Here is a 24,140-nt window from a genome sequence, read left to right on the forward strand (position 1 = left end):
GCGCGATGTGCGTCTTCGGGCGCAGCGGGAAATGGAAACTGCGGCGCGAGCGAATAACCGACCGACACCACCAATGCAGGTAAATGTTCTGCGAAATAGCGCGACGCAAAGTCGGCCTGATCGATCGACCCCTTCGTAAAACCGCCGCCGTGAAAATAAAGCAGTACCGGCAGTGCTGTTTTCTTCGGCTGCCGGTACAAACGCAACGTGATGTCCTGCGCGTGTCCTTCTATCTGTACGTCAGTGACTTCGAGTGCCGTGCTGTCGGCCCCGGCCGGCGCAATGCCGGCGGGCACAAATGAGTACGGCGGTTTGAATGCTTCCATGTCGAGCCGCGCAATGCGCAAAGAACTTCAATGGTGCGAATTGTGGGTTCGGCAGACTCGTAAATAAATGCCTATAATCCGGCAACACAATTCGGCCCCTCTGAACAATCGAACCGATTGCTCGGCGGATTCGAATCCTGCTCAGTACGCCTGCCCCTTCTGGAGGTTTGCAATGGACCGGCTTCAGGCCATGCAAGTGTTCACGCGTGTCGTCGACACAAACAGCTTTACTCGCGCGGCTGAAACGCTCGACCTGCCGCGCGCATCGGTTACCACGATCATTCAGAACCTCGAAGCGTTCCTCGGCACACGGCTCATGCACCGCACGACGCGGCGCCTGTCGCTCACGCCGGACGGCGCGGCGTACTACGAACGCTGCGTGCGCATCCTCGCGGACGTGGAAGAGACCGAGGCCAGTTTTCAGAGCGGCAATAAAAAGCCGCACGGCAAGCTGCGCATCGACATGCCGGGTTCGATTGGCCGCCTGCTGGTGATTCCGCAACTATGTGAATTCCACAAGCGCTACCCGGACATCGATCTGCAACTCGGCTTGTCGGACCGGCCGGTCGACTTGCTGCAGGAAGGCGTGGATTGCGTGGTGCGCGTCGGCGCGCTGCAGGATTCCTCGCTGGTGGCGCGACGGATCGGCCTCTTCGAGGGCGTGTCGTGTGCGTCGCCGGAGTACATCGAACGGGCCGGCATGCCGACTTCGCTCGAGGACCTGGAAAATCACAAAGCAGTCAATTACTTCTCGAGCCGCACGGGACGCACGCTCGATTGGGCATTCCTGGTTGATGGTAAAGAGGTTGAAGTAAAAATGAAGAGCATTGTGTCGGTGAACGACGCCGATGCCTACGTGACCTGCGGGCTGGAAGGTTTTGGCCTGATTCAGCCGGCGCTCTTCATGGTGCTGCCGCATTTGCGTGCGGGCCAACTCGTAGAAGTACTGCCCGAGATGAAGCCTTTGCCGATGCCTATTTCGGCAGTCTATCCGCACAGTCGGCATCTGTCGCCTAAAGTCCGTGTTTTCGTAGACTGGATTGCGGAAGTGTTCGACCGTTGCCCACTACTGAGTGGCCGCGGCACGCTCGACGCAACCTGCTCGAAGCGCACGCTCGAAGAACGCGAGTCCGCTCCGGCACTCGACACACCGGTTATATCCGAATGGGTCGCGTGACTCAACTCAATTGAAGTGCAGATAGTGAAACAGTGAATTCCAACCGCGGCGCTAATGCCGCGGTTGTTGTTTCGGCCTGTGTTTATAAGGCTTGTCGTTCGATTGTTCTGGAATCGCGACAATTCATTTCGCGAAAGCGCAATTTATCGGCGCTCGCTCGAAGTCTACATTTCACCCTGTCGCAGCACCCGTCGTGCTGCAAATGAATCGACAGGAGTGAATCATGAAACGCAATCTTCTCGCAGGTCTTACTCTCTCGCTGCTCGTGAGCGCGCCGGTATTCGCACAGAGCAACGGCATCGGCCACGCAGGCAGCTATCAGACTCAACCCACCGCCTCGACGACGGCGACGGGCGGCAAGACGCGCGCCGAAGTGCAGGCCGAACTGGTCGCCGCCTATCGCGACGGCTCGCTGCCTTCGCTCAATCGCACGACGTATCCGAACAAAGGCTTGATCGGCCAGACGCAAGCCGCGCGTATCGCGCTGCAGGAAGGCGCGAATGGCGATGTCACGCGCGTGGCAAACGGTCAGTAAATTCTCAGCAATGCAACAAGAAGCTCGCCGCAATAGTTAGCCATCCGGATTAAATGCCGATGACGGCGAGCCCAACAGACTTCAGCACTTTATAAAGGAGCACACCATGACACCATCGGAACTCGACCACTGGAACACGGACTCCGCAGTATGGACGCCGTATCGCGCGCCGCAACGCTAATGCGCCGCGCCATTGCAACAAGGGCCGCGGTTCACATCGGGCGGCCCTTGTTGCAATCATTGGATTAGCGCTTCGGCACGCCTTCGCGCCATTCGCCCCAGTGCGTGACAATGTCCTGCACAAGCGGATTGCCCGAGCGATACAGGTTTTCCAGCGCAATCGTAAAGCCGCCTTGCGCTGAGTAGTTGAGCAAGTTATCGGCGCTCGTCTGTCCGTCATAAGGGCGGTCGAAATCCGAGCCCGCACGCACTACAGCCACGCGGTTCAAATCGACCTTATGCACCGAAGCCGCGCGTTTCAGTGCTTCATACGTCGCATTGTCTTCCTGCTGCGTCGTGCAATACGTGCCCTTTCCATCGGTCAATATTTTGGTCCAGTCGCGAGCGCGTTGCCCGAGCAATGTGCCGGACCACCATGTGTCGCCGGCGAGCGTATCGCATTGAATGACCGTCGGCGGACGATTAGCCGGCGCGTACGAATACTTGGCGCGCGCAGCCTGCGCCTGCGCATTGTCCGAAAGCACAACGTTGCGCGATAAAGCGAATGCCGTATCGGCAAGCTGCATATTGAGCTGGAATACTTCGGTGCGGTAATCGAGCGGCGGCTTTTCCGAGGGGCTCTTTGTATTGATCCCAAGATAGCCGGTGTTCCAGCCGGCCGGAATTTCGCGCCCGTCAATTTCCCATTGAATGCCGAAGTCGACGAGATATTTCGCCCACGCCGCCGAGCCCACCGTGCCCTGCTGAGGATCGATGCCGGCAATGCCCGCGACCATGAAATACGTATGCCGCAAATCGAAACGCGGCGAGAACGTCAGCGCCATGATGGACGCCGCGGCATTCGTGTGGCCCATGCCGGTCGTCATCACGCAGACGTCCTGGCGGTTGCAATGCACTGCCGGATAATCCGGCGACAAGCCGTCCACCGGAATATCGCGCCACGGTCCGAGCTTGTCGAGCCACACCTGGCCCTCGGGACCGAACATCGAGATGATCATCACCTTGACCGGCCGCCCGCGCGAGCCGCCGTCGCCATGCGAGAAAGCGTCGCTGTCGTCCGCGCTTGCGGGTCCGGAAGTAAAGGCTGCGCATGCCGCGAGTGCAATGACGGATAGCGCGCCCAATGTGCGAGTCAGCATCGTGATCTTCCTTTTGCTTGTGATGCAGTTGGGGAGAGTGCCGCTTCAAGCCGGAAGAAGTATAGATGCGACGAAATTATTGTCCACTACACGACACGTCGATTACGTTAATCGCACGAAGCTCTCCGCGAGTGGCGAGTCGCCAGTCGCGTGCACCAGAAAAAGGAAAATCACGCGCGCGGTACATCCGGTTCGAAAAACACCCAGCGCACTTGCGGAAAGGCGGCCTGCAAATCGGCCTCGATGATGTTGATCGCATCGACCATCGCGCGGCCGCTCGCATAGTCGATCATCTCGGCCTGCACCGCGACCACGACATGACGTCCCCATTGCAGCGTGATCATATTGATGATGCCGCGAATTTCGCTGCGCGCGCGCAAATGCGCCTCGATGGCGCGGCGCACTTCGGGGCTCGCCGATTCGCCGACGATCATCGACTTCACCTCGCGCGCCACCAGTCCCGCGATCACCATCAGCAGCAAGCCGACGGCGATGGAGCCAAACGCGTCATAGACAGGATTGCCGGTCACGAGCGTGAGCAGCACCGCGGCAAACGCGATCGCGAGGCCCACCAGCGCGGCAATATCTTCGCCAGCGACTACCAGTAGTTCCGACTCGCGCGTTTCCCTGAACCATCGCCAGATGTTTTTCTCAGGATGCACGCGGCGGATTTCCCTGAGCGCGCCCCACAGCGAAAACGCCTCGAGCACCACCGACACGCCCAGCACCACGAGCGCGACATACGCGTACTGCAATGGCTCGCGCGCCATCAGCCGATGCACGCCTTCATAGACGGAAAACGCGCCGCCCACGAAGAACAGCAGTAACGCGACGAGCAGCGAATAGAAGTTGATCTCGCGGCCGCCGCCCATTGGATGCAAGGGACTCGCCGGCCGGCGCGCCTGACGCAGGCCGAACAGCAGCAGCAATTGATTACCGCAGTCGGCGGTCGAGTGAATGGCTTCGGCGAACATCGAGCCGGAACCGGTGAATGAAGCGGCAGCGAACTTGCAAACGGCAATACCAAAGTTGGCGGCCAGCGCATAAATAATGGCTTTCGGCGATTCTTCTTTCATCGTTATCGAGGGCGTTGTTCAATTTGCGAAAGGCTTTCGGCTTCCGGGAATGCGTATTATGGCCATGCCGCACAGCATGTCCAACAGCGGCGCGCCATGTGTTGCGCCGCGCCGTCAACGCACTCTCCACGCAACCCTCATGCCCTCTCGAGCGCGGCCATCTCGCGCACGATCACCAGCAGCATCGACAGACTCGCGCCCCCCGTGGCGCGCAGATCGGCAAGCAAACGCGCATAGCGTTCCAGTTGTGCGCCGCGCCTGTCGCGCCAGGCATGAACCAGCGTGTCGGGCGCGGCTGAGTCGTCTGCGCCGGCGAGCGCGCTCGTGGTGAGCGCGCGTTTGAGGCGCGCGAGTTCCGCCAATGCCGATGCGCGCGCGAGCATGTCCCAGTGCGACGGCGCGGGCAGCGCGGCCGCGCGTTCGCTGATCCAGTGGTAATTCAGCAGCGTGCCGAGCGCGAAATACACGCCCGCCACGAGTTCGAGTTTGCGCTCGCACGTCGACGCCACTTCCGCAATGTCGAGCAGCGCAGCCGAGATTTCGCCACTGGCGATGCGTACCGCGAGGTCACTGTCGACGCCCGCATCCACCAGCACGCGTTGTCGTTCGGACAGCGCTTCGAGATCCGCGGCCGGCAACAGCGCGGGCCATTGCGGCGCGAGACGTTGCGCGGCGTCGCGGCAACGCGCGAGCAGATCCGTCACGTCGTCGCCATTCACCGCCGGCGACGACAGATGCCGCAAGAACCACAACGCCGAGCGTTCGACGAGCCGCGCGACTTCGACGAACATGCGTGCCTGCACGTCGTCGGCGACGCGGTTATCGAGCGCGTCGATGCTGTGCCAAACGTGATCGAGGTCGAACACATCGCGCGCCATGATGCAGGCCCGCACGATGTCGCCGGGCCGCGCGTCGGTCTCCTCCATCAGCCGGTGCACGAACTCGCAGCCGACGCGGTTCACCAGTGCGTTCGTGAGATGCGTGGCGAGAATCTCGCGGCGCAGCGGGTGCCGCTGCATCGGCTCGCTGAAACGCTGACGCAAGGGCTTCGGAAAGTATTCGATCAGCATGTCGCTGACGAGCGGATCTTCCGGCACCGGCGAATCGAGCAGCGCGTCGTACAGCCACATCTTGCTATAGGCGAGCAGCACCGCGCGCTCGGGCGTGGTGAGTCCTTGTTTGGCGGCTTGCCGCTCGGCCACGTCTTCGTCGCTAGGAAGAAACTCGATCCCGCGATTCAGGCGGCCCGCGCGTTCGAGAAAACGCATGAGGCGCGCTTCCGCATCAAGCAGTTCGACGCCGAAACGGCCTGCAATCGACAGTGCCTGCGTCTGGTAATAGTTGTCCTTCAGCACGAGCAGGCCGACTTCATCTGTCATTTCGGCGAGCAGCGCATTGCGCTGCTTGTCGGTCATCTCGCCGTCGGCCACGACCAGTCCGAGCAGGATCTTGATGTTGACCTCGTGGTCCGAGCAGTCGACACCGGCCGAGTTGTCGATTGCATCCGTATTGATGCGCCCGCCGCGCTGCGCGAATTCAATGCGGCCGAGTTGCGTGAGCCCGAGATTGCCGCCTTCGGCCACGACTTTGCAGCGCAATTCGGCGCCGTTCACGCGGATCGTATCGTTCGCGCGGTCGCCCACTTGCAGATGCGTTTCGCGCGTCGCCTTCACGTAGGTGCCGATGCCGCCGTTGTAAAGCAGATCGACGGGCGCCTGCAAAATCGCGCGCATCAGTTCGGCGGGCGACAACGCCGGCGCACTGATACCGAGCACCGACTGCACCGCGGGCGACAACGGAATCGTCTTGGCGGTGCGCGGAAATATGCCGCCGCCCGCTGAAATCAGCGAAGGATCGTAGTCGGCCCAACTCGAACGGTCGAGAAGAAAGAGCCGCCCGCGCTCGGCAAGACTCGTCGCCGGATCGGGATTCGGGTCGAGGAAAATATGCCGATGATCGAACGCGGCCACGAGCCTGATATGCGGCGACAGCAGCATGCCGTTGCCGAACACGTCGCCCGACATATCGCCGATGCCGACCACCGTGAAGTCCATCGTTTGAGTATCGACGCCCATTTCGCGGAAGTGCCGCTTCACCGACTCCCACGCGCCACGCGCGGTAATCGCCATCTTCTTGTGGTCGTAGCCGACCGAACCGCCGGACGCGAATGCGTCGTCGAGCCAGAAGCCATATTCCTGCGAGATCGCGTTCGCGTAGTCGGAGAACGTGGCCGTGCCTTTGTCGGCGGCAACGACCAGATACGGGTCGTCGGGATCGTGCCGCACCACGTCGCGCGGCGGCACGACGGTTGTGCCCGCAAGGTTGTCGGTCAGATCGAGCAGGCCGCGCAGAAACGTTTGATAGCAGGCAATGCCTTCGCGCATCCAGGCATCGCGCTCGCTTTGCGGCGGCGGGTTCTTCACGACGAAGCCGCCCTTCGAGCCGACCGGCACGATCACGACGTTCTTCACCATCTGCGCCTTCATCAGGCCGAGCACTTCCGTGCGGAAATCCTCGCGACGATCGGACCAGCGCAAGCCGCCGCGCGCGACACGTCCGCCGCGCAAATGCACGCCTTCCACGCGCGGCGAATAGACCCATATTTCGAACATCGGCTTGGGCTCGGGCAAGCCGGGCACTTGCGCGGGATTGAACTTGAACGACAGATACGGCTTCGGCTTGCCATCCGCATCGAACACGTAATAGTTGGTGCGCTGCGTCGCCTTGATGACGCCGAGAAACTGCCGCAGGATGCGGTCTTCGTCGAGATTCGGAACCTGATCGAGCGCGCCGTCGATCGTCTTCATCAAGTTCTCGATGCGCGCTTCGCGTGTGCCGCCATGCGCCGGATCGAAACGCGCGACAAACAATTCGACGAGCATTCGCGCAATCGCGGGATTGCCGGTCACCGCGCGCTCGATATACGCGTCGCTGAACGTGGAGCCGACCTGGCGCAGATACTTCGCATACGCGCGCAGTATCGTCACTTCGCGCGCGCTCAATTGCGCACGCAGAACGAGGCGGTTGAAGTCGTCGCTTTCTATCGCGCCGGTCCAGACCTGCTCGAACGCGTCTTCGAAAAGATCCTTCACGCGCTCGATGTCGAACTCGGCGTCGTCGGCGAGTTCGAGGCCGAAGTCGTGAATCCATGCTGGCGTCGAGCCGAGCGCCTCGATCAGATATGGCCGCTCTTCATCGACGCGCACGCCGAGATGTTCGAGCATCGGCAAACTGCGCGACAGCGCGATCGGCATGCCCGCGCGATACACCTTGAAGCGGAACGCGCGCGGCCCGGCTTCGATCGGACGATAGAGGTTCATCGCGAGCCGCTCGCTGCCCTGCACGCGTTCGATCAACTCGATGTCGCGTACTGCCGTGCGCGCGGCATAGTCATCGCGATAGCCCGGCGGAAACGAATCCGCGTAGTGTTGCAGCAGACGGTTGCCCTGCTCTTCGCCGAATGCGTCGAGCAGCGCATCGGCAAGATCGTCCTGCCAGCGGCGCGCGACCTGCACGAGGCGCGCTTCGAGTTCGCGTGTGTCGACACGCGGCATGCCGCCCGGCTTTGCATGAACCACGAAGTGAATCCGCGCGAGTGTCGATTCCGAAAGCAGCGGCGTGAATTCGACGCTGGCTCCGTTGAAGGCATCCGCGAGCAGATTGGCGATACGTTGCCGCAAATCGGTGTTGTACTTGTCGCGCGGCACGAACACGAGGCACGACACGAAGCGGTCGAAGCGATCGCGCCGCACGAAAAGACGCGTGCGCTGATGTTCCTGCAAACGCAGTACACCGAGCGCGGTATCGTAGAGCTGGTTTTCGTCGGCCTGGAAGAGTTCGTCGCGCGGATAGGTTTCGAGCACCGTCACGAGCGATTTCGCGAGATGACCTTTTGGCAAGAATCCGGCCCGTCTCACGATATTTGCGCATTTGCGCCGCACGATAGGAATCTCCGCCGCCGACAAAAAATACGCGGTGGATGTGTAAAGCCCGATGAAGCGCCGCTCGCCGATCACCTTGCCGTCCGCGCCCGTCAGCTTGATGCCGACATAATCCAGGTAGCCTGGCCGATGCACGGTCGCGCGCGAGTTGGCCTTGGTGAGAAAGATCGGCGACGCGCTTGAAATGATTTCGGCGGCGGCCGGAGGCAATACAGTTACTTCCGATGCGGCCGCCGCGCCGTCAGCGCTTGCGCGCAATTCGTCGCGCATGATGCCGAGGCCCGAACCCGGCACCGCACGCAAGCCGTAGCCCGTGCCTTGTTGTTGCACCAGTTCATAGTCGCGCTGGCCGAGAAACGTGAAATGATCGGCGACCATCCATTCGAGGAACGCGCGCGCTTCCATCGCATCCGGCCCGCTCTCGCCGACCTTCATGCCTTTGATCGTGACGCGCGCGAGTTCGACTATCTTCGGCCAGTCTTCCACCGCGGCGCGCACGTCGCGCAGCACTTTCGCGATGTCGTCGCGCAGCGCATCGAGCTTTGCCGCGTCGCCGCAACGGTCCACTTCGAAGTGAATGAACGAGGCCAGTTGCGAGCGCGTGTCGGCGGCTTCTTCGGCGCCTTGCGTCACGCGCGCGATGTCGCCATCGGCGCCGCGCCAGATGCGAAACACCGGATGCACGACCGAATGCAGCGCGAGTCCCTGGCGGTTGACCGCCATCGAAACGGAGTCGACCAGGAACGGCATGTCGTCGTTGACGATCTCGATCACCGTGTGATCGGAATGCCAGCCATGCTGTTCGAGAATCGGGTTATAGACGCGCAACCTTTCCTTGCCCGGCACGAAGCGCTGCGCGGTCTGCCAGTGCGCGAGCGCGGCGCCGTACAGATCGGGGATGGAGCGGCTTTGCAGATCGTCGGCATCGACGAAATCGTAGTAGTGCCGCAAAAACGGTTCGACGATGTCAAACGCCGGCTCGGGCAAGCGCGCTCGTGCAAACTCGACGACATCGTTCAGCAAGTGCGTGACGGCTTCTTCGTTCTTTGCTTGCATGATGAACTCCCCCGGTTGGCGGCAATGTGGGAATTGCCCGGATCGGATGCATCGTCTGAGGAACGATTATGCACCTGCATGCAGCAGGGCAACCGGCGCCGCGAGTTAGGTTATACCCGCTGCCTCGTCTTATGCTGCAAGCGCGCAATTGCGGCTTAACGCGGCTGGCTTAGCGCGGCTTAACGCGTGGCCGTGCTCTCGACGGTTTCGTGGGCAAGCCATGCGCGGATCTGCTCGGCGACCCACGCGGGGTCGTCGTGCGGCAGATCGTGACCGGCCCATGCATGCTCGCGATGCGGCGCGCCCCACGCCGCCGCGAGCCTTGCCGAACATGCGGGATCAACGAGCCGGTCGTCGCGCGACGACAGAAGCAGCAGCGGGCAAGCCGGTTTTGCCGCGTCCGCGGTAAAGCGCGCCGCCGCCCACAGTTGCCGCCATGCATTGCCGCGGCTCACCGGTGCGCTGCGGCGAATCGTGGCCCATGATTCAAGATCGGCCTGGAGCGTGTCGGCGTTATTGCACGTCAACCGATGAATAACAGTCTCGGCACGCGTCGCGTCGTGCCAATGCGTAGCAACTGTCGCGAGACCCGGCCACGCCGACGGACGCAGCCGCTCATGCACGCGGCTGAACGGACGCATGCTCGTGTTGATCAACACGAGCCGCTCGATGTCATCGGCATGCCGCCGCGCCCAGGCGGTCGCGACCATGCCGCCGAGCGACATCGCCAGTATGTTGAACGGGCCCGCCGCGCCTCGTTGCCGGGCAGCCCCGCGCACGAAGTCGACCATCGCGGCGACCGTCGACGGCGCGCGCAACTGCGCGAATTCGCCGTTGCCCGGCAGATCGAGCAGCAGCAGATGCGGCGCGCCGCCAGTGGCTTCGCGCAACGCGTCGGGCAGGCGTCCCCAATGACGCGTCTCGCGTGTCAGGCCGCGCAGCAAAATCCACGTGCTCATGCGGTGTGCGCCCTGTACCAGTGATCAATCGCGCTTTGCAGCAATTGCTCGCGGCGATTGCCTTGCGGCAGCCAGCGCTGCGACGAGAAAGCCGCGCGCGCCAGAAAATCCAGCAGGTTCGCGTGACGCCGCAACACGCGCGCCGTGCGATGCGCCTTCACCGGATTGAAGAAGCCCTGGCGCGAAAACAATTGGCGCGGGTTCTTCTTGATCCACAGCCATGAGCCGAGTTCGAGCGTCATCGGCAGAAAGACGTTGGGTGCGGGCGCGCGGTCGTACGCGAAGTCCCACAGGTCGCCGTGCAGCAGATATTGATGGCTTTGCGGCTCGAACGTGTAGCCATGATGCGGATGCGAGCGCTCGAACATCGTTTTCAGCACGTACATTTCCGGCAAATGCGGCATCAGCTTGCGAGTGCGCGCGTACGGAAACCAGATGCTGTCGCTCCAGCCGTAGCCCGAATGGCAATCGAGCGCGATGCTCAACGGCCGCGCCGCCAGTTCCGTTTCGACCACCTGAAGCAGCGCGGCAGCCTCGGCTTCCATCGGAGCGCCGCGGCGTCCGCGATACCACGGCAGCCATGCGCCGACGCGCTGGCCGCCGGCGAGCAGCGGCACGCGTTCGTCGGCGTTTTGCGGCGCATTGCGCATCAGGTCGACGCCGTTCGGATTAGCGCGCGTGGCCGCCCACATCCCACCAGGATTGACGATCGGCATGAAGACGAGACGGATGGACTGCAGTTGGCGGACGAGCAGTTCGTCCCATTCGAGCCGCGCGAGCAGCGCGCGCATGTAGTCGAGCACGAGTTGCGAGCCGATTCGCTCGAGCCCATGAATGCCGCCGAAGAAGCCGATGGCCGGCGCCTGCGGATCGGTCGAGCCGATGCTCGCGGTATGCACGCCGAAGCGCCGGCCGCGCACCGTCGTCTCGCAGACCGTGCGGATCGCGAAGCTCGCGCTGCCCTGATCGAGGATCGTCTTGAGATCTTCGTACTCCGCAAAGGTGTCGGGAAGGAAGCTCAAAGGCTGCATGTGGGCGTCGCGAGGAGTGCGGGATGTCAGGGACGGCACGGCGAATGACGCAATATAGCCTGGCTGCAAGTCAACCTGCATGACGGCTGAACAGATGTGAAACGCCGTCACACGCACGTCATTTGGCCGTCATTTGCCCGTCATTTTCGGCGCCACAAATTTGCGATTTTCGCCCCATAAAGCCCCTTTGCTTTAGTCGCCCACTCATCGCGTCGCGCGTTCTGCTGGAATAATCACGGGCTTGCGGCCGGAGTCGGGCCAGCTAACCCTTGGCCCGTTCTCGCCTTCCATGGAAACCGTCGTCGTCCTGCTGGTCCTGCTGTCGGCGCTGCTCCACGCGACGTGGAATGCGTTCCTGCATCTGTCGGAAGACCGCATCTGGCTGCTCGGCATGATGGCGATTCCTTACCTCGCCGTGAGCGCGGTCGGCGTGATCGTCCTGCCGATGCCCGCGCCTGCCGCGTGGCCGTATATCTTCGCGTCGGTCGTGCTCGAGTTCGGCTATCTGCTCGCGTTGATCCGCGCTTATCGAAGCGGCGACTTCGGCCAGATCTATCCGATTGCGCGCGGCCTGTCGCCGATGCTGGTATTCGTCGGCGCGCTCGTGTTCGCTCATGAATCGCTGAAACCGCTCGCCGCCATCGGCGTCGCGCTGGTGTCGTGCGGCATCGTTTCGCTCGCGTTTCGGCGCGGCATGCGCTTCTCCGGCGAGAGCGTGCCGTTCGCGCTGCTGACGGGCTTTTTCATCTCCACCTATTCGGTTGTCGACGGAATCGGCGCGCGCGTCGCGGGCAATGGCCTCAGTTACATCATGTGGGTCTACCTGATCTGGAATGTGCCGCAGTTCCTGCTCGCGTGGCATTGGCGCGGCGGGGCGAAGGGGCTGTTCATCGGCCGCGCGGTGGTGCTCAAGGGCATCGCGTCGGGCGCGCTCGCGTTGTTCGCGTATTGCCTGATCATCGAGGCTTACCGCTATCTGCCGATCGCGATGGTCTCCGCGCTGCGCGAATTGAGCTCGATCTTCGCGGTGCTGATCGGCTGGCTGTTCATGCGCGAGAAGCTGACCGCGCGGCGCATCGTGGCGTGCGCGCTTGTTACGCTCGGGGCAGTGCTGATTCGCATCTGACGCAAATCCGCCGCGCCCGGTGAATCCGCTCGCCGGCCAAATTGGCTCCTACATTTTTATAGAAATGGCTCTGAAGCTCAGAGCCAAATCTCACTATAGTCGCTGCATGTGCCGCGCCTTGCCGCGCGGCGTCCGCCGACAGCGAGGAGCCACGTGATGAACCTGAAGAACGCAGAACTGAAGAGCCGCAAGGACGCAGCCACGCCGCGCGGCGTCGGCGTAATGTGCGATTTTTACGCGGCGCGGGCCGAAAACGCGGAGCTTTGGGACGTGGAAGGCCGCCGCTTCATCGACTTCGCCGCGGGGATCGCCGTGTGCAACACGGGCCATCGTCATCCGAAAATCGTGGCCGCGATTCGCGACCAGCTCGATCATTTCACGCACACCGCGTATCAGATCGTGCCGTACGCGTCGTATGTCGAACTCGCTGAAAAGCTCAACGAGCGTGCGCCCGGCGATCATCCGAAGAAAACCGCTTTCTTCACGACCGGCGCCGAAGCCGTCGAAAACGCGATCAAGATCGCGCGCGCCGCGACCGGGCGTCCGGGCGTGATCGCCTTCACCGGCGGCTTTCACGGTCGCACGCTGATGGGCATGGCGCTGACCGGCAAGGTCGCGCCGTACAAGCTCGGCTTCGGGCCGTTCCCGTCGGACGTGTTCCATGCGCCGTTTCCGAATCCGCTGCATGGCGTGACCACCGCCGATTCGCTGAAGGCCATCGAGTTCCTGTTCAAGGCCGACATCGATCCCAAGCGCGTGGCCGCGATCATCTTCGAACCGGTCCAGGGCGAAGGCGGCTTCTATCCCGCGCCGGCCGAGTTCGTGCGCGCCCTGCGCAAGCTGTGCAACGAGCACGGCATTCTGCTGATCGCCGATGAAGTGCAAACCGGCTTCGCGCGCACCGGCAAGCTGTTCGCGATGCATCACTACGACGTCGTGCCTGACCTGATGACGGTCGCCAAGAGCCTCGCGGGCGGCATGCCGCTGTCGGGCGTCATCGGCCGCGCCGACGTGATGGACGCCGCGGCGCCCGGCGGACTCGGCGGCACGTACGCGGGCAATCCGCTCGCGCTGGCGGCGGCGCATGCGGTGCTCGACATCATCGACGAAGAGAAGCTGTGCGAGCGCGCCGTCGTTCTCGGCGATCGCGTCAAGGCCAAGCTGATCGAACTGCAAAAAGATGCGCCGCAAATCGCCGATGTGCGTGGCCCTGGCGGCATGGTGGCCGTTGAGTTCTGCAAGCCGGGCAGCGTGGAGCCGGACGCGGACTTCACGAAGCGCGTGCAGGCGCGCGCGCTCGAACGCGGCCTGCTGCTGCTCGTGTGCGGCGTTTATTCAAACGTGGTGCGCTTCCTGTTTCCGTTGACGATTCAGGACGCCGTCTTCGACGAGGCGCTCGCCATTCTCGAGGACGTCATCAAGGACAGCGTTGCTGTCGCAGCCTGAGGAAATCGACCGATGACCACGCTGACTCTGAAAGACCCGTCCCTGCTGAAGACCGCCGCCTACATTGCGGGCGAATGGCAAGGCGCCGACGACGGCGCGACCTTCGACGTCGTGAATCCCGCGACCGGCGAAGTAATCGCGACGGTGCCGCGCATGGGTGCGGCGGAAACGCGCCGCGCCATCGACTCGGCGAACGCCGCGTGGCCCGCATGGCGGGCAAGCACCGCGAAGCAACGCGCGGTGGTCCTGCGCAAATGGCACGACCTGATGCTGGAGAACGCCGACGACCTCGCGCTGATTCTCACCACCGAGCAAGGCAAGCCGCTTGCCGAGGCCAAGGGCGAGATTCAATACGCCGCGTCGTTCCTCGAATGGTTCGCGGAAGAAGGCAAGCGCGTGAATGGCGACACGATTCCGACGCCCGCGAGCGACAAGCGCATTGTCGTGACGAAGGAACCGGTCGGCGTGTGCGCCGCCATCACGCCGTGGAATTTCCCGGCCGCGATGATTACGCGCAAGGTCGGCCCGGCGCTCGCGGCGGGCTGCCCGATCATCGTCAAACCGGCTGAAGCCACGCCGCTCTCGGCGCTCGCGCTCGCCGTGCTCGCGGAACGCGCGGGCGTGCCGCGCGGTGTGTTCAATGTGGTGACGGGCGAGCCGAAGGCGATCGGCGCAGAAATGACCGGCAATCCGGTCGTGCGCAAGCTGTCGTTCACGGGCTCGACGCCGGTCGGGCGTCTCTTGATGGCGCAGTGCGCGCCGACGGTGAAGAAGGTATCGCTGGAACTGGGCGGCAACGCGCCGTTCATCGTTTTCGACGACGCGGATCTCGACGCCGCCGTGGCCGGCGCGATTGCGTCGAAGTATCGCAACAGCGGCCAGACCTGCGTGTGCACGAACCGCTTCTACGTGCACGACAAGGTCTACGATGCCTTCGCCGACAAATTGCGCGCCGCCGTCGAACAACTGCAAGTGGGCCGCGGCACCGAGGCCGGCGTCACGCAAGGTCCACTGATCAACGAAGCGGCTGTGCTCAAGGTCGAGTCGCATATCGAGGACGCGCTCGCCAAAGGCGCGCGCGTGCTCACGGGCGGCAAGCGTCATGCGCTCGGTCACGGCTTCTTCGAGCCGACCGTGCTCGCGGATGTCACGCCCGACATGAAAGTAGCGCGCGACGAAACCTTCGGGCCGCTCGCGCCGCTGTTCCGTTTTTCATCGGACGACGAAGTAATCCGGCTCGCGAACGATACCGAGTTCGGTCTTGCGTCGTACTTTTATAGCCGCGACATCGGGCGCGTATGGCGCGTCGCGGAAGCGCTCGAGTACGGCATGGTAGGGATCAACACCGGACTGATTTCGAACGAAGTGGCGCCGTTTGGCGGCGTCAAGCAGTCGGGTCTGGGGCGCGAAGGCTCGCACTATGGCATCGACGATTATGTGGTCGTCAAGTATATGTGTGTGGGTGGGGTTTGAAGGGGGGACGGCACGCCGATGCGTGCCGTTTTTGACCTATCGCGCGACGAACCTCGCCGCGCCGCCGTCCATCAGTGGCCGACATAAACCGGCGCCGAATACGAGCTCGAAGTGACTTCAGCCCGGCCGCCCGTTTGCGACGATCCATTGGTCGCCGAGCCATAGCCGCTCGTCTGAGCGGTGCCGTTCTGCGCGGCGACGCGCGCTTCGGCGGCCTGGATGTTCGCCGGGTAATCGTAGTCGTTCGACGTGGCCGGGTTGTAGCCGGCCTTCTCCAGTTGAACCAGTTCGGCGCGAACCTGAGCGCGCGTGACCGGCTGGTTCGATTGGGCAAAAGCAGCAAGCGGTGCGGAAATAAGAGCGGCGATAACAGCAGCTTCGATCAGCGATTTCATGATGACCTACCTCCAAAGATTGTTTTGTCAGGTGCTGAAGGCGTTGTGTCTTCAGCCGATGAACACAGTCTAGGAGGGCGGCGACCTAGGGTAAACCCCGAATCGATGAATTCACTGTTGCTGCGCTTGTGATAATCCTTCAACACGCGCATTAATTAGCGCTTTGGGTGGCACCAAACCGCCGCTCGCCTGCCGGTCGCTCCTCGGGCTTGCACCGAATCGCGCGCGATAAGTCCGCGAGAAGTGCGACGGCGACTCGAATCCGCAGGCGACGCAAATCGACGTGATCGACATGTCGGTCTGTTGCAAAAGCTCGCGCGCGCGGCCGAGCCGCAACTGCAGATAGAAGTGCGTCGGCGTGTCCTTCAGCGACGCGCAAAAGAGCCGCTCCAGTTGCCGGCGCGTCACGCCGATTTCCTGCGCGAGCCGGTCGGGCGTCAGCGGCTCTTCCATGTGCTGCTCCATCACGCCGATCACCTGGATCAGCTTGCGGTTGTGCACGCCGTAGCGCGCGGCAATCTCCATGCGCTGATGGTCGGAGCGCTGACGGATGCGGCTCACCACGAACTGCTCCGACACCGCCGACGCGAGCGCCGCGCCGTGCTTGCGTCCGATCAGGTCGAGCATCATGTCGATCGACGCAGTGCCGCCCGCGCACGTGATGCGCCGCGCGCCGATCTCGAACAGTTCCTGACTGGCATCCAGCGACGGATAACGCTCGCGAAATGCCGAGAGCGCCTCCCAATGCACGGTCACGTTGTCCGCGCCGCCCAGCAGCCCGGCTTCGGCGAGCACGAAGCTGCCCGTGTCGATGCCGCCGAGCGTCGCGCCCGCGCGCTCGAGCCGCTTCAACCATTCGGCGAGTTCGCGCGTGTAGCAGGCGAGCGGCTCGAAGCCCGCCACGACGAAGAGCGTCGCCGTGCTGTCCGTGCCACCCAGATCACGCACGTCGCCGATGGCCGCGTCCGCGTTGATCGAAATCCCGTTGCTCGCTGCAACCGGCGCGCCGTCCAGACTGAGAATGCGCCATCGGTACAACTCGCCGCGAAAGCGGTTCGCCACGCGCAAGGGCTCGACGGCGGACATGAAGCCGATCGCCGAATAGCCCGGCAGCAGCAAAAACGATATTTCTTCAGGCATGTCGCGGGAATCCCGTGAAAGGCGGCGTGAAAGGGACAAGCAGTCGAAAGCAGCGAAAAGCGCAAGCGAACGCGCGGTTCCCGGCGAGCGTAGCAAGCAGACTGCGAGCGGACAAGGCGCGCCAAAATTTGTCCATAGCCGATGCCGCGCTGCAATGCCGCCGGAAGCTCGCTGCAATGCCGACACCCGCTCGCGCATGCTGGTTTTCCCTCGTTGTCGCGTGGAAGCAAGAACGGGTCGCTGATGGTCGCTTTGGCGGCAATATGGGGCATTAACGTTAGTGCCATTCCGACCGCATCGTCGATGGACTCACATAGCACCTCACGCATCACTTATCACTTAGCACTTGCCGGTGGGCCGCGCTTCGCATTCGCGCATCAAAGCGGCCCTTTCGAAAACGCGCTGTCAGACGTGCATAAGCGTCAATAGGGGAAGGTCATGAAGTCACGCATCACCACCTTGCTTGCCCAACTTGCCCGGCTTGCCTGCCTCGCGGCCGCGGGCAGCGCCGCCGTCGCCGCGCTGCCCGCGTTTGCGCAGGATCCGCCCGCGTGCCGCGCGGTGCGTTTCGCCGACATCGGCTGGACGGACATCACGTCGACCACCGCGCTCGCCTCCACGGTCTTCGAAGGGCTCGGTTATCAGCCGGTCACGACCGTTGCTTCTGTGCCGATTTCGTTTGCCGGTCTGAAGACGAAACAGCTCGACGTGTCGCTCGGCTACTGGTGGCCGGTGCAGGAGAAAGCGATTGCGCCGTTCGTCGACTCGAAGGCAATCGACGTGCTGCAGCCGCCCAACCTGACCGGCGCAAAAGCAACCTTCGCCGTGCCGGGCTATGCGTACGACGCGGGCCTCAAAACATTCGCCGACATCGCGAAACATCGCGATCAGCTCGACGGCAAGATCTACGGCATCGAGCCCGGCAGCAGCGCCAACGCGGCCATCCAGAAGATGATCGCCACCAACAAGTTCGGCCTCGGCGGCTTCAAGCTGATCGAATCGAGCGAAGCGGGCATGCTCGTTTCAGTGGAGCGCGCGATCCGCGACAAGAAATGGGTGGTGTTTCTCGGCTGGGAACCGCATCCGATGAACATTCAGATCGACATGAAGTACCTGTCCGGCAGCGACGGCGTGTTCGGCCCCAACGACGGCGAAGCGCGCGTTTATACGTTGACGTCGCCCGACTACCTGACGCGTTGCCCCAACGCGGGCAAGCTCGTAAGCAATCTGCGCTTTTCGACGCAGCTCGAAAACGTGGTGATGCAATCGGTGATGAACAAGCAAAAGCCCGCCGATGCCGCGAAAGCCTATCTGAAGAAAAACCCGCAAATACTCGACGCGTGGCTCGCCGGCGTGAAGACCTACGACGGCAAGGACGGTTTGCCTGCGGTGAAAGCCTATCTCGGGCTTTGATTCCCGAAGCGTCGCGCATTGAACATCTACAGGAACTTGCACGCATGAACCATGAAGTCATCGTGACCTGCGCGGTCACCGGCGCCGGCGACACCGTCGGCAAGCATCCCGCGATTCCGGTTACGCCGAAGCAGATCGCCGAGGCCGCCATCGAAGCCGCGAAAGCAGGCGCGACCGTCGCGCACTGCCACGTCCGCGATCCGAGGACCGGACGCGGCAGCCGCGATCCGCAGCTGTATCGCGAAGTGGTCGACCGAATCCGCTCGTCGGGCACGGACGTCATCATCAATCTGACCGCGGGCATGGGCGGCGATCTGGAAATCGGTCCCGGCGAAGATCCCATGCGCTTCGGTGCGAATACGGACCTGGTCGGCGGCCTGACGCGCCTCGCGCACGTCGAGGAGCTGTTGCCGGAAATCTGCACGCTCGATTGCGGCACGCTCAATTTCGGCGACGGCGACTATATCTATGTATCGACGCCCGCGCAATTGCGCGCCGGTGCAGCGCGCATTCAGGAACTGGGCGTAAAACCCGAACTGGAGATCTTCGACACGGGGCACTTGTGGTTCGCGAAGCAGTTGCTCAAGGAAGGGCTGCTCGACGCGCCGCCGCTCTTTCAGCTATGCCTCGGCATTCCCTGGGGGGCGCCCGCCGATACGACGACCATGAAAGCGATGGCCGACAACCTGCCGCCCGGCGCGCAATGGGCCGGCTTCGGCATCGGCCGCATGCAGATGCCGATGGTCGCGCAGGCGATGCTGCTCGGCGGCCACGTGCGCGTCGGCCTCGAAGACAACATCTGGCTCGATAAAGGTGTGCCCGCAACCAACGGCACGCTCGTGCAGCGCGCGGTGGAAATCATCGAGCGTCTTGGCGGACGCGCACTGACGCCCGCCGAAGGCCGGCGCAAGCTCGGCTTGCCCGCGCGCGGCGAACGGCAACTCGAACGGCGCGCAGCCGGCGAATACGCGTGATCGCGACAACCAGCAACGCATAGGCAAACAAGGAAACGTCAGCAATGGCAGTGATCGTCAACATCAAAACATTTGCCGCGATCGGCGCGGGCGTGATCGGCAGCGGCTGGGTGGCGCGCGCGCTCGCGCACGGGCTCGACGTGATCGCGTGGGATCCGGCGCCGGGCGCGGAAAAACAGTTGCGCGAGAACGTCGCGAATGCATGGCCCGCGCTCGAGCGCGTCGGCCTCGCGGAAGGCGCGTCGCCATCGCGATTGCGCTTTGTCGATACGATCGAGGCGTGTGTCGCCGACGCCGACTTCATTCAGGAAAGCGCGCCCGAGCGCGAGGAATTGAAGCTCGCGTTGCACGAGCAGATCAGCCGCGCGGCGAAGCCCGACGCGATCATCGCGTCGTCGACGTCCGGGCTTTTGCCGAGCGATTTCTATGCACGCACTGTGAACCCGGAGCGCTGCATCGTCGGGCATCCGTTCAATCCGGTTTATCTGCTGCCGCTCGTGGAAGTGCTCGGCGGCGAGCGCACGGCTTCTGAGACCATCGACGCCGCGCTGCGCATTTATCGCTCGCTATCGATGCGCCCGCTGCGCGTTCGCAAGGAAGTGCCCGGCTTCATCGCCGACCGGCTGCTCGAAGCGCTGTGGCGCGAGGCGCTGCATCTGGTCAACGAGGGCGTCGCGACCACCGGCGAAATCGACGACGCGATCCGCTTCGGCGCGGGCATCCGCTGGTCTTTCATGGGGACGTTCCTGACCTACACGCTCGCGGGCGGCGACGCGGGCATGCGCCATTTCATGCAGCAATTCGGTCCCGCGCTGGAGCTTCCGTGGACTAAACTGATAGCGCCGAAGCTGACGGACGAACTGATCGACCGCGTTGTCGACGGCACCGCCGAACAGGTCGGCCCGCGCTCGATCAAGCAACTGGAGCGCTATCGCGACGACTGCATCACGAGCGTGCTCGCGGCGATCGGCGAGGCGAAGGCGCGGCATGGGTTGACGGCTGCGGATTGACGCCGGCGCGGCGCGCGACCCGATTCGCGCGTCGCACGCCGCACGCCGCACGCCGCACGCCGCACACAAACCCAAGACCACGGAGACCCGCAGCATGCCGCAAACCGCTTCTTCCCTGCCCTGCTATCGCGACACGGTCCGCGCGGAATGGGTCGACTACAACGGCCATTTGCGCGACGCGTTCTACATGCTGATCTTCAGCTTCGCGACCGACGAGCTGATCGACCGGATCGGTTTGCCCGACGCCGTGCGCAAGGAACGCGGCCGCTCTATCTACACGCTCGAAGCGCACATCAACTATCTGCATGAGATCAAGGAAGGCACGCGCGTGCGTGTCGATATGCGCGTGCTCGCGCATGACACGAAGCGGCTACATCTCTACCTCGAAATGTTCGCCGACGAAGGCGACACGCCAGTCGCCGCCGGCGAGCAAATGCTGCTGCATGTCGATACGAGCGGGCCACGCTCCGTCGCATTCGACGCCGATGTCGCCGCGCGCGTAAAAGAACTGGCCGACGCGCAAGCCGCATTACCCGCCGCCGCCTACGCGGGCCGCATGATCGGCCTGCCCGCCGCCGCGCAACGCAGCCGGAGCCAACAGCATGCTTGAGCCGCAAATGGCGGCGTTCATCGCGCGAGCCGCCGCGCTGTATCCCGGAGGACATAACACGTCGGGCGCGTCCATCGCGCCGCCCGAGCAACGCGAAGCCTATGACCGTTACGCGGGCGCGCTCACTCCGCCGTTGCCGCCGGAAGTCGTCACCGAAGATGCGCAATTCGAGGCCGCTGCGGGTCATCCGATTGCGTTGCGGCTCTATCGCAACCGTGCCAAAGCGGACGACATGCCGCGCGGCGTCGTGCTGTACTTCCACGGCGGCGGCTTCGTGCTTGGATCGCTCGATAGCCATCAACTGATCACGGCGCGTCTTGCTGCGGACACGGGCCTCGACGTGATCGCCGTCGATTACCGGCTCGCGCCCGAACACCGCGCGCCGGCCGCGCACGACGACTGCCTGGAGATCACGCGCGCCGCCCTGCAACGCAGACTGCCCTTCGATCTTCCCGCCGACGCCGCGTTGCAACTGGCCGGCGACAGTGCCGGCGGCACGCTCGCGGCCAGCGTGGCGATGCGTTTGCGCGACGAGGGCATCGACGGCATACGCGGTGTTGCGCTGATCTATCCGATGCTCGGCACCGACCCGCAGCCGCCCGCACGCGATACCGAAGCGCACGCGCCGATGCTGACGCTCGCCGACGTCCACGCGTTTCGCGACATGTATTGGGGCGGAAGTTGTGGCCGCAGTTCGGGCGAAAGCGCGCCGTATCCCGTGTGGACGGTGCCGCTCGACGCCGCACGTTATGGCAGCCTTCCGCCTACGCTCGCGATCGGCGCGGAGCACGATCCGCTCAGAGATGACGCCCGCGTATTCGCCGAACGCATTCAGGCGGCGGGCGGACAAGCGCGGCTATGGATCGGCGCGGGACTCGTGCATGGCTGCTGGCGCGCCATTGAATCGAGCCCTGGCGTGCAAGCCATGCATGACGAAGTGTGCCGCTTTCTGTGCGCGAACGCCGGAGCGGCTTGAGCGGCTCATTCGCATGGGCCTTATGGGCGATCAATAAAACCGCGCCAATGCGTCGTCATCCAGGCGCCGTTACGCGAGCCCTATCGGAATTGCATGGCTCTTGTCGCGCATGAATGGCCACATCGCGCATTTCCCCAACAGCATGGAATGTCTCGTCGTGCCGGCAGCCCTAGCGTGCCCTGTCGCTGCGCCACTGCGCGAACGTCAGCGGCCTGACGCCGCCTTGCGCCACTTCCGGCGACTCCACCTGGCTCCAGCAGTAGAACGCGTCACCCCAACCGGGAATGGGCTGCGGCTTAAGCATTCTGAATTCGACATTCGACCGGAACGCAAGATGCGGCCAGAAGAGCGGCATGACCTCGCGCACGGCCATCTGCCTGAGCAACTCGGCCGGGCCGCTTTCGTCCGCGACGATTTCGCCTTGCGCAATCCAGTCGTGCTCGGCCCACGCGACGAACACGCTCGCCCTTCCCTCGCGATCGAACATCAGAATGGCATTCTGCTCGGGACGCCAGTAATACTCGACGATGCCTTTGTCCTTCACGACCTGATCGATCACGCTGCGCGTGCGCGGATCGCAATACGTGATGCCGTTCTCGCCCAATGCGAGCCAACCGGCCTCGGAGCAATGGCGGCTCTTCGCGTCCTTCAGAAAATGCACGAGCCGGTTCGCCGAATCCGCGTCGGTCTTGCGCAGATATAAATCGACAATGCCCGCATTGAATGCCTTGACGGCGACGGTTTCGTCGGCGACGCCCGTCAGCAGGATTTTTGCGCAATGCAGGTTGGAGATGGACGACAGAAACTCGACGCCGCTTATGCCGGGCATGTCGTAGTCCACCACGACCGCGGCTACCTCGGAGAAACGCGAATCGCGCGCCAGCACGTCGCGCTGCGGCGACGTTTCGACGAAGCGTTCAAAGCCCGTCTCGCTCAAACACGCGGAAGCCGGCGCGAACTCGAGCGAGTTTTCGCGCGCGTGCTGACGGATAAAAGCCAGCGCCGTTTGCGGACGCGAGAAAAACAGATTGGTGGAAACATCCGGGAAGAAACGGCGCAGCGCGTCGAGGTAGTTGTCGTTGTCGTCGACGAAAACAACCGTGGTCGGATAGGAGACGGGTGGTCGAATAAACTTGTTCATATTTTCACGTGGTTCGTCAGCCCCGCCGCAGGCGGGATCGCCGTGACAGGCTCGCCGGTCGCCGCATGCGCTCACGTGGAACATGCCGGGCGCGCCGCCACTGCGTACACGCCGGTCTTTCTATCGCTGTTGCCGGGCCGGTTCCCGTTGATCCATATAGTACAGGGAGTGCAGGGCTCCTGGCTGCAACAGTACAAAGTTCCGTGTGTTTGCAGCAGCGTATGCGGTCTGAATGAAACCAATGGGCGATGCAAAAAACGAGGCGCGGCCAGCGCATTTCGTCGCGGCCGCGTCATGCCGCAATGCGCGCGACTACGGTCGCGAGGCTACTTCGTCGAGATGATCGAGCAGAGCCGCGGGGTCGTCGTAGACGCGCAGCGCGCCGGCACGTTCGAGCTCTTCCGTGCCGTAGCCGCCCGACAGCAGGCCCACGCCGAGCGCGCGGCAGCGGCGCGCCGCGAGCATGTCCCAGATGCTGTCGCCGACCACGACCGAGTGTTCGATCTGCACGCCGAGACGTTCGGCGGCCGCGATGAAAAGATCGGGATCGGGCTTCGCGTATTTGACGTCGTCGCGCGTCACGACGACTGCTTTTGACGGATCGACGCCGAGCGCCTCGAGATTCACCGCCGCGGTTTCCATGCGGCCGCTGGTCGCCACGGCCCACGGCGTGCCCGCTTGCGTGAGCGCATCGAGCAGCTCGCGCGCGCCCGGCAGCGGACATACTTGCGCGCGCAACCTTTTATACGCCGCCGCGTGCGCATGACGAAGACGCTCGCCGCGCTCGACGCTGATGTCGCCGTGCGTCTCGCGCAGAAGCTGATTGGTGAAGAGACCGCCGCTCATGCCGATCTTTCGATGAATCCGCCACACGGACAACGAAATGCCTTCGCTGTCGAGCGCTTCTTTCCAGGCCAGCACGTGTTGATAGACGCTATCGACGAGCGTGCCGTCGAGATCGAACAGAAATGAGGTCTGGATACGCATGGTGGGCTCCTTTCGATGGCTACCCGCCA

Annotated in this window: 20 protein-coding genes; 10 read left to right on the plus strand and 10 right to left on the minus strand. The window is 63.3% G+C overall.

Features of this window, described 5'->3' with window-relative positions; genetic code table 11:
- Positions 1-326, minus strand: a 326-nt coding sequence (locus tag BGRAMDRAFT_RS14095) for an alpha/beta hydrolase (protein ID WP_044021141.1), incomplete at its 3' end; no start/stop codon positions are given.
- A 172-nt stretch (positions 327-498) separates the two neighbouring features.
- On the opposite strand from BGRAMDRAFT_RS14095, the gene BGRAMDRAFT_RS14100 reads away from it, so the two are divergent.
- Positions 499-1,503: a LysR family transcriptional regulator gene (locus BGRAMDRAFT_RS14100; protein ID WP_006049438.1), complete on the plus strand. Its 1,005-nt coding sequence runs from the start codon at positions 499-501 to the stop codon at positions 1,501-1,503.
- Positions 1,504-1,726: 223 nt separating this feature from the next.
- On the plus strand, positions 1,727-2,038 hold the full coding sequence (locus BGRAMDRAFT_RS14105) for a DUF4148 domain-containing protein (RefSeq protein WP_006049439.1): 312 nt from the start codon (positions 1,727-1,729) through the stop codon (positions 2,036-2,038).
- A gap of 245 nt (positions 2,039-2,283) precedes the next feature.
- Here BGRAMDRAFT_RS14105 and BGRAMDRAFT_RS14110 read toward each other — a convergent pair whose 3' ends face one another.
- From BGRAMDRAFT_RS14110 to BGRAMDRAFT_RS14130, 5 genes are all read right to left on the minus strand, one after another.
- Entirely contained in the window at positions 2,284-3,357 is a 1,074-nt protein-coding gene (locus tag BGRAMDRAFT_RS14110; protein WP_006049440.1) for a purine-nucleoside phosphorylase, read from the minus strand.
- Between the two features lie 170 nt (positions 3,358-3,527).
- Positions 3,528-4,433 carry a cation diffusion facilitator family transporter gene (locus BGRAMDRAFT_RS14115; protein WP_006049441.1) on the minus strand — a complete coding sequence of 302 codons (906 nt, stop codon included), beginning with the start codon at positions 4,431-4,433 and terminating at the stop codon, positions 3,528-3,530.
- Positions 4,434-4,570: 137 nt separating this feature from the next.
- Positions 4,571-9,430, minus strand: a complete 4,860-nt coding sequence (locus BGRAMDRAFT_RS14120; RefSeq protein ID WP_006049442.1) for an NAD-glutamate dehydrogenase — start codon at positions 9,428-9,430, stop codon at positions 4,571-4,573.
- Positions 9,431-9,609: 179 nt separating this feature from the next.
- On the minus strand, positions 9,610-10,389 hold the full coding sequence (locus tag BGRAMDRAFT_RS14125) for an alpha/beta fold hydrolase (protein WP_006049443.1): 780 nt from the start codon (positions 10,387-10,389) through the stop codon (positions 9,610-9,612).
- Complete coding sequence (locus BGRAMDRAFT_RS14130) at positions 10,386-11,420, minus strand: M14 family zinc carboxypeptidase (RefSeq protein WP_044021096.1); 1,035 nt, start codon at positions 11,418-11,420, stop codon at positions 10,386-10,388. Before BGRAMDRAFT_RS14130 ends, BGRAMDRAFT_RS14125 begins: the two co-directional genes overlap by 4 nt.
- A gap of 289 nt (positions 11,421-11,709) precedes the next feature.
- Between BGRAMDRAFT_RS14130 and BGRAMDRAFT_RS14135 the strand changes: the two genes are divergently transcribed.
- The 3 genes from BGRAMDRAFT_RS14135 to gabD all read left to right on the plus strand — a co-directional run bounded on the left by BGRAMDRAFT_RS14135 (position 11,710) and on the right by gabD (position 15,465).
- Positions 11,710-12,546, plus strand: coding sequence for a DMT family transporter (locus BGRAMDRAFT_RS14135; protein WP_006049445.1), 837 nt, complete (start codon positions 11,710-11,712; stop codon positions 12,544-12,546).
- 156 nt (positions 12,547-12,702) lie between these two features.
- Entirely contained in the window at positions 12,703-13,992 is a 1,290-nt protein-coding gene (locus BGRAMDRAFT_RS14140) for a 4-aminobutyrate--2-oxoglutarate transaminase (protein ID WP_006049446.1), read from the plus strand.
- A 12-nt stretch (positions 13,993-14,004) separates the two neighbouring features.
- A complete protein-coding gene (gene gabD, locus BGRAMDRAFT_RS14145; RefSeq protein WP_006049447.1) occupies positions 14,005-15,465 on the plus strand; it encodes an NADP-dependent succinate-semialdehyde dehydrogenase in 1,461 nt (486 codons plus the stop codon).
- Between the two features lie 71 nt (positions 15,466-15,536).
- On the opposite strand, the gene BGRAMDRAFT_RS14150 is transcribed toward gabD, so the two are convergent.
- Together BGRAMDRAFT_RS14150 and BGRAMDRAFT_RS14155 are read right to left on the minus strand one after the other, a co-directional pair.
- Positions 15,537-15,860, minus strand: a complete 324-nt coding sequence (locus tag BGRAMDRAFT_RS14150) for a DUF4148 domain-containing protein (RefSeq protein WP_006049448.1) — start codon at positions 15,858-15,860, stop codon at positions 15,537-15,539.
- 111 nt (positions 15,861-15,971) lie between these two features.
- On the minus strand, positions 15,972-17,000 hold the full coding sequence (locus tag BGRAMDRAFT_RS14155) for a GlxA family transcriptional regulator (protein ID WP_006049449.1): 1,029 nt from the start codon (positions 16,998-17,000) through the stop codon (positions 15,972-15,974).
- A gap of 438 nt (positions 17,001-17,438) precedes the next feature.
- Between BGRAMDRAFT_RS14155 and BGRAMDRAFT_RS14165 the strand changes: the two genes are divergently transcribed.
- The 5 genes from BGRAMDRAFT_RS14165 (at position 17,439) to BGRAMDRAFT_RS14185 (ending at position 21,983) form a co-directional block, all read left to right on the plus strand.
- Positions 17,439-18,413 carry a choline ABC transporter substrate-binding protein gene (locus BGRAMDRAFT_RS14165; RefSeq protein WP_006049450.1) on the plus strand — a complete coding sequence of 325 codons (975 nt, stop codon included), beginning with the start codon at positions 17,439-17,441 and terminating at the stop codon, positions 18,411-18,413.
- Between the two features lie 44 nt (positions 18,414-18,457).
- On the plus strand, positions 18,458-19,387 hold the full coding sequence (cdhC, locus tag BGRAMDRAFT_RS14170; RefSeq protein ID WP_006049451.1) for a 3-dehydrocarnitine:acetyl-CoA trimethylamine transferase CdhC: 930 nt from the start codon (positions 18,458-18,460) through the stop codon (positions 19,385-19,387).
- Positions 19,388-19,431: 44 nt separating this feature from the next.
- Positions 19,432-20,397, plus strand: a complete 966-nt coding sequence (locus tag BGRAMDRAFT_RS14175) for an L-carnitine dehydrogenase (protein ID WP_006049452.1) — start codon at positions 19,432-19,434, stop codon at positions 20,395-20,397.
- Between the two features lie 94 nt (positions 20,398-20,491).
- Entirely contained in the window at positions 20,492-21,007 is a 516-nt protein-coding gene (locus tag BGRAMDRAFT_RS14180; RefSeq protein WP_006049453.1) for a thioesterase family protein, read from the plus strand.
- Positions 21,000-21,983 carry an alpha/beta hydrolase gene (locus BGRAMDRAFT_RS14185; protein ID WP_006049454.1) on the plus strand — a complete coding sequence of 328 codons (984 nt, stop codon included), beginning with the start codon at positions 21,000-21,002 and terminating at the stop codon, positions 21,981-21,983. The genes BGRAMDRAFT_RS14180 and BGRAMDRAFT_RS14185 overlap by 8 nt, the downstream gene beginning before the upstream one ends.
- Before the next feature lie 169 nt (positions 21,984-22,152).
- Here the strand turns inward: BGRAMDRAFT_RS14185 and BGRAMDRAFT_RS14190 are convergent, their stop codons facing one another.
- Complete coding sequence (locus BGRAMDRAFT_RS14190) at positions 22,153-23,124, minus strand: response regulator (protein WP_006049455.1); 972 nt, start codon at positions 23,122-23,124, stop codon at positions 22,153-22,155.
- Between the two features lie 312 nt (positions 23,125-23,436).
- Positions 23,437-24,111, minus strand: a complete 675-nt coding sequence (locus tag BGRAMDRAFT_RS14195; protein WP_006049456.1) for an HAD family hydrolase — start codon at positions 24,109-24,111, stop codon at positions 23,437-23,439.
- Between the last annotated feature and the right edge of the window lie 29 nt (positions 24,112-24,140).

This window comes from Paraburkholderia graminis C4D1M, assembly GCF_000172415.1.
Classification (GTDB): Bacteria; Pseudomonadota; Gammaproteobacteria; order Burkholderiales; family Burkholderiaceae; genus Paraburkholderia; species Paraburkholderia graminis.

What these genes read in the sequence shown, in the direction of transcription:
- BGRAMDRAFT_RS14100 (WP_006049438.1), top strand. Translation starts at nt 499, where the DNA reads ATGGACCGGCTTCAGGCCATGCAAGTGTTCACGCGTGTCGTCGACACA.
- BGRAMDRAFT_RS14105 (WP_006049439.1), top strand. Translation starts at nt 1,727, where the DNA reads ATGAAACGCAATCTTCTCGCAGGTCTTACTCTCTCGCTGCTCGTGAGC.
- BGRAMDRAFT_RS14110 (WP_006049440.1), bottom strand. Translation starts at nt 3,357, where the DNA reads ATGCTGACTCGCACATTGGGCGCGCTATCCGTCATTGCACTCGCGGCA.
- BGRAMDRAFT_RS14115 (WP_006049441.1), bottom strand. Translation starts at nt 4,433, where the DNA reads ATGAAAGAAGAATCGCCGAAAGCCATTATTTATGCGCTGGCCGCCAAC.
- BGRAMDRAFT_RS14120 (WP_006049442.1), bottom strand. Translation starts at nt 9,430, where the DNA reads ATGCAAGCAAAGAACGAAGAAGCCGTCACGCACTTGCTGAACGATGTC.
- BGRAMDRAFT_RS14125 (WP_006049443.1), bottom strand. Translation starts at nt 10,389, where the DNA reads ATGAGCACGTGGATTTTGCTGCGCGGCCTGACACGCGAGACGCGTCAT.
- BGRAMDRAFT_RS14130 (WP_044021096.1), bottom strand. Translation starts at nt 11,420, where the DNA reads ATGCAGCCTTTGAGCTTCCTTCCCGACACCTTTGCGGAGTACGAAGAT.
- BGRAMDRAFT_RS14135 (WP_006049445.1), top strand. Translation starts at nt 11,710, where the DNA reads ATGGAAACCGTCGTCGTCCTGCTGGTCCTGCTGTCGGCGCTGCTCCAC.
- BGRAMDRAFT_RS14140 (WP_006049446.1), top strand. Translation starts at nt 12,703, where the DNA reads ATGAACCTGAAGAACGCAGAACTGAAGAGCCGCAAGGACGCAGCCACG.
- gabD (WP_006049447.1), top strand. Translation starts at nt 14,005, where the DNA reads ATGACCACGCTGACTCTGAAAGACCCGTCCCTGCTGAAGACCGCCGCC.
- BGRAMDRAFT_RS14150 (WP_006049448.1), bottom strand. Translation starts at nt 15,860, where the DNA reads ATGAAATCGCTGATCGAAGCTGCTGTTATCGCCGCTCTTATTTCCGCA.
- BGRAMDRAFT_RS14155 (WP_006049449.1), bottom strand. Translation starts at nt 17,000, where the DNA reads ATGCCTGAAGAAATATCGTTTTTGCTGCTGCCGGGCTATTCGGCGATC.
- BGRAMDRAFT_RS14165 (WP_006049450.1), top strand. Translation starts at nt 17,439, where the DNA reads ATGAAGTCACGCATCACCACCTTGCTTGCCCAACTTGCCCGGCTTGCC.
- cdhC (WP_006049451.1), top strand. Translation starts at nt 18,458, where the DNA reads ATGAACCATGAAGTCATCGTGACCTGCGCGGTCACCGGCGCCGGCGAC.
- BGRAMDRAFT_RS14175 (WP_006049452.1), top strand. Translation starts at nt 19,432, where the DNA reads ATGGCAGTGATCGTCAACATCAAAACATTTGCCGCGATCGGCGCGGGC.
- BGRAMDRAFT_RS14180 (WP_006049453.1), top strand. Translation starts at nt 20,492, where the DNA reads ATGCCGCAAACCGCTTCTTCCCTGCCCTGCTATCGCGACACGGTCCGC.
- BGRAMDRAFT_RS14185 (WP_006049454.1), top strand. Translation starts at nt 21,000, where the DNA reads ATGCTTGAGCCGCAAATGGCGGCGTTCATCGCGCGAGCCGCCGCGCTG.
- BGRAMDRAFT_RS14190 (WP_006049455.1), bottom strand. Translation starts at nt 23,124, where the DNA reads ATGAACAAGTTTATTCGACCACCCGTCTCCTATCCGACCACGGTTGTT.
- BGRAMDRAFT_RS14195 (WP_006049456.1), bottom strand. Translation starts at nt 24,111, where the DNA reads ATGCGTATCCAGACCTCATTTCTGTTCGATCTCGACGGCACGCTCGTC.